Origin of the sequence: Bacillus sp. JJ722, assembly GCF_036963345.1 — a bacterium.
Taxonomy (GTDB): domain Bacteria; phylum Bacillota; class Bacilli; order Bacillales; family DSM-1321; genus Bacillus_AD.
Genome location: NZ_JBALMO010000107.1, coordinates 1 through 2,931, shown reverse-complemented (window position 1 = coordinate 2,931; position 2,931 = coordinate 1). Strand labels below are relative to the sequence as shown.

Here is a 2,931-nt window from a genome sequence, read left to right as displayed (position 1 = left end):
GCTGGCCGATGAAGCTGGAAAATCGAATCGCTTACACCAGCTCTTCGTATTTCCTTTATCTCAGTCGGAGGGCGAAAGAAGATACGGAGAAAAACGGGCACTTCCGCTTTTCTTAATTTATGCTTTTTGAGATCCGTATAATTTGTAAGCCCCATGCATAGTTGGTCCAACGTATTCATTTAGCTTCCAAGAATGGCGAATCGCTTCTGTAATGAAGTCTTTCGCAATTGAAATCGCTTCTTCTACAGATTTTCCAAGTGCTAATTGAGCTGTAATAGCTGCTGCAAATGTACAACCTGCACCATGTGTATAAGAAGTTGGGATTAAATCATTTTCAATAATGATATGTTCTTTACCATTATATACTAGATCGATCGCTTTTTCTGTTCCATGCAATTTGCTTCCGCCCTTAATCACAACATATTTCACACCAAGATCGTGAATTTTTTCAGCTGCTTTTTTCATTTGTTCAACTGTTGTGATTGTTTGCATACCAGCAAGTTGAGATGCTTCGAACAGGTTCGGTGTCGTTACTGTCGCAAGAGGAAGCAATGCTTCTCTGTACGCAATTGTATGTTCTGGGAATAGCACTTCATCTTCACCTTTACATACCATTACCGGATCTATTACTACGTTTTGAAGATTGTGTTCTTTAATTTTTCGAGCCGCTAATTCAATAATTTCAACTGAACCAAGCATTCCTGTTTTCAATGCATCTACACCAACAGAAAGAATCGTTTCTAGCTGTGCTTCAACTGTAGATGTTTCTTGTGGAAATACTTGATGATGCCAGTCGTCTTTGGGGTCCATAGCTACAATAGTAGTTAATGCAGTCATACCGTACACACCAAGCTCTTGGAAAGTTTTCAAATCCGCTTGTATACCTGCACCGCCGCTTGAATCGGAGCCAGCAATTGTTAAAGCTTTTTTCATTGTCATATGAATCCTCCTAATGCAGTTCGATAATTGTGAACTAATCAACATCTATTTTGAATACACTTGAAAACGCGTTATGGAAAATCTGTTAATTAGTTTGTGTCTTTAAATAAGAATATAATAATTAAGTTTATATGTACAAGATTTTAATTTGCTGAATATAAAGTAAAAAAGAGGTTGTTCAATTGAATGAACAACCTGCTTTTATTAATGTTTAACGGCTACAACAAGTACTTTTCCTAAATCCATTTCCTCTTCATACTTACTTGCCTCGGATGAACTTAATCCTAGGTTTGTCATTTTGGATCGTAGCTCGTCTCCACGTGAGCGAAATACGTTACCCATTGAATCTAATAATCCTTGTTCTTTAACGCCTACTTCTTTTGTATTAGTGATTTCTGTTAGATGTTCTGAACGATCTTTATCGTGGGCAAAAATGTAAATATCATTTTTGGTATAACCGGTGGCTGTTAATACATCAATTTTCTCTTTTGCTTGAACGCCATTTTCTACAACGTGAACTTGATACATCAAACATTCCTCCTAATTATTATTTTATCCCTTTTTGTCGAATGGTATGGTCTCGATGTGGGTAGCGCATCCATGCTAATATATAGCCGCTAATGGGGAAGATAAAACCTCATTTCTGAAAAAAAGTCTTCTGAGGTGTTTAACGTTGCCTACTAATTTCATTGAACAATTAGAGAATAAAGAGGATTTACGATAAAATGAAAAGAGATAGTTTGAAAGGTAGAGGGTACAATGATTTTACCGAATAATATACATAGTTCGTGGAAGCCGTTTTTAACATCTAAAATATTGGATGAGCTGCATATAATTGAACAAGAAATTGGGTCGAACTATAATCCAAATCCAGAACGAATTTTACGATTTCTTACAACAGATTTAGATAAAGTAAAAGTTATTTGGCTCGGGCAAGATGTTTATCCGATGAAAGGAGCAGCAACAGGCAGATCATTTGAAGTAGGCGGATTGGAAAGTTGGAATGGTCCATTTCGACAGGTGTCCTTGAAAAACATTGTCCGTTTGCTGTATAAAAACTTCAATCATATTGAGGATTATAGTGATATTAAGTCATTTCAGTCCATTAAGCCTGAAATTAGTTCTGGTAGTTTTCCTATTAAACCACCTCATCTATGGTTTGATGATTTAGAGCAACAAGGGGTTTTGTTCTTAAATACTTCTTTTACATGTGAGACTGGCAAGCCGAATAGTCATAAACATATTTGGGCTCATTTTTCTAAGCAAGTACTGGCTTATATTTCTACATGCAATCCAAATATTCGTTGGTTCTTATGGGGAAAAGAGGCGATTAGTAATAAGGAGTTCATAGAAAAAGGATATTTTTATGAAAGTCGTCATCCCATGATGTGTAGTGTTAAATATCCAGATGATTTCTTGAAGTTTCAAGGGTTTGAACAGACAAAAAACGACATCCAATGGGTGCGTTGACGAAAATTTTCGTCAATGTTTCACATGAAACATTATTTTCTGACAATTCGAATCGGCCAATTGAAGCTAAGGTTTCATTTTATGAAAGAGAGAATAAAAGGGGACATGGAAAATAAACAAAGAATTAATTGTGTGAAGTGTAAACATTATTTTGTAACATGGGATCAGCATGCACCAAAAGGTTGTAAAGCATTTGGATTTAAATCGATACAACTACCTTCTATGATTGTTTTACAATCTTCTGGGCAAAATTGCATGAAATTTGATGAGAAAAAATGACTAGAATGATTCTGAATCGTACATTATGATATAGGAAGAACTTTAATAGAACACTAGAGGTGAATAGAATGGAAATCTCATCTGATAAAGTGTTGAATAAAATGGAAGAGCTTATACAAAGAGCTAAGACAGCCTCAACATTTGAGAAAAAACAAAGCTATATATTAGCTATTAAAGCATTATGCGAAATAATGTCAGAAGAAGAAGGAAACATGCAGGTAAGAGCGCAGCCTGTTCAAGAAC

The 2,931-nt window shown here is 35.6% G+C and carries 5 protein-coding genes; 3 read left to right on the top strand and 2 right to left on the bottom strand.

Annotated features, from left to right (window positions below; all coding sequences use genetic code 11):
* Positions 1–117: 117 nt before the first annotated feature.
* Both pdxK and V7014_RS14385 read right to left on the bottom strand, forming a co-directional pair.
* Entirely contained in the window at positions 118–939 is an 822-nt protein-coding gene (pdxK, locus tag V7014_RS14390; protein ID WP_335508129.1) for a pyridoxine/pyridoxal/pyridoxamine kinase, read from the bottom strand.
* Positions 940–1,143: 204 nt separating this feature from the next.
* Positions 1,144–1,467 carry a general stress protein gene (locus tag V7014_RS14385; protein WP_335508128.1) on the bottom strand — a complete coding sequence of 108 codons (324 nt, stop codon included), beginning with the start codon at positions 1,465–1,467 and terminating at the stop codon, positions 1,144–1,146.
* A 231-nt stretch (positions 1,468–1,698) separates the two neighbouring features.
* On the opposite strand from V7014_RS14385, the gene V7014_RS14380 reads away from it, so the two are divergent.
* From V7014_RS14380 to V7014_RS14370, 3 genes are all read left to right on the top strand, one after another.
* Positions 1,699–2,409 carry a uracil-DNA glycosylase gene (locus V7014_RS14380; RefSeq protein WP_335508127.1) on the top strand — a complete coding sequence of 237 codons (711 nt, stop codon included), beginning with the start codon at positions 1,699–1,701 and terminating at the stop codon, positions 2,407–2,409.
* Positions 2,410–2,490: 81 nt separating this feature from the next.
* Positions 2,491–2,688 carry a uracil-DNA glycosylase gene (locus V7014_RS14375; protein ID WP_335508126.1) on the top strand — a complete coding sequence of 66 codons (198 nt, stop codon included), beginning with the start codon at positions 2,491–2,493 and terminating at the stop codon, positions 2,686–2,688.
* A 68-nt stretch (positions 2,689–2,756) separates the two neighbouring features.
* The coding region (locus V7014_RS14370; protein WP_335508130.1) for a DUF5327 family protein at positions 2,757–2,931 on the top strand (175 nt) is incomplete at its 3' end.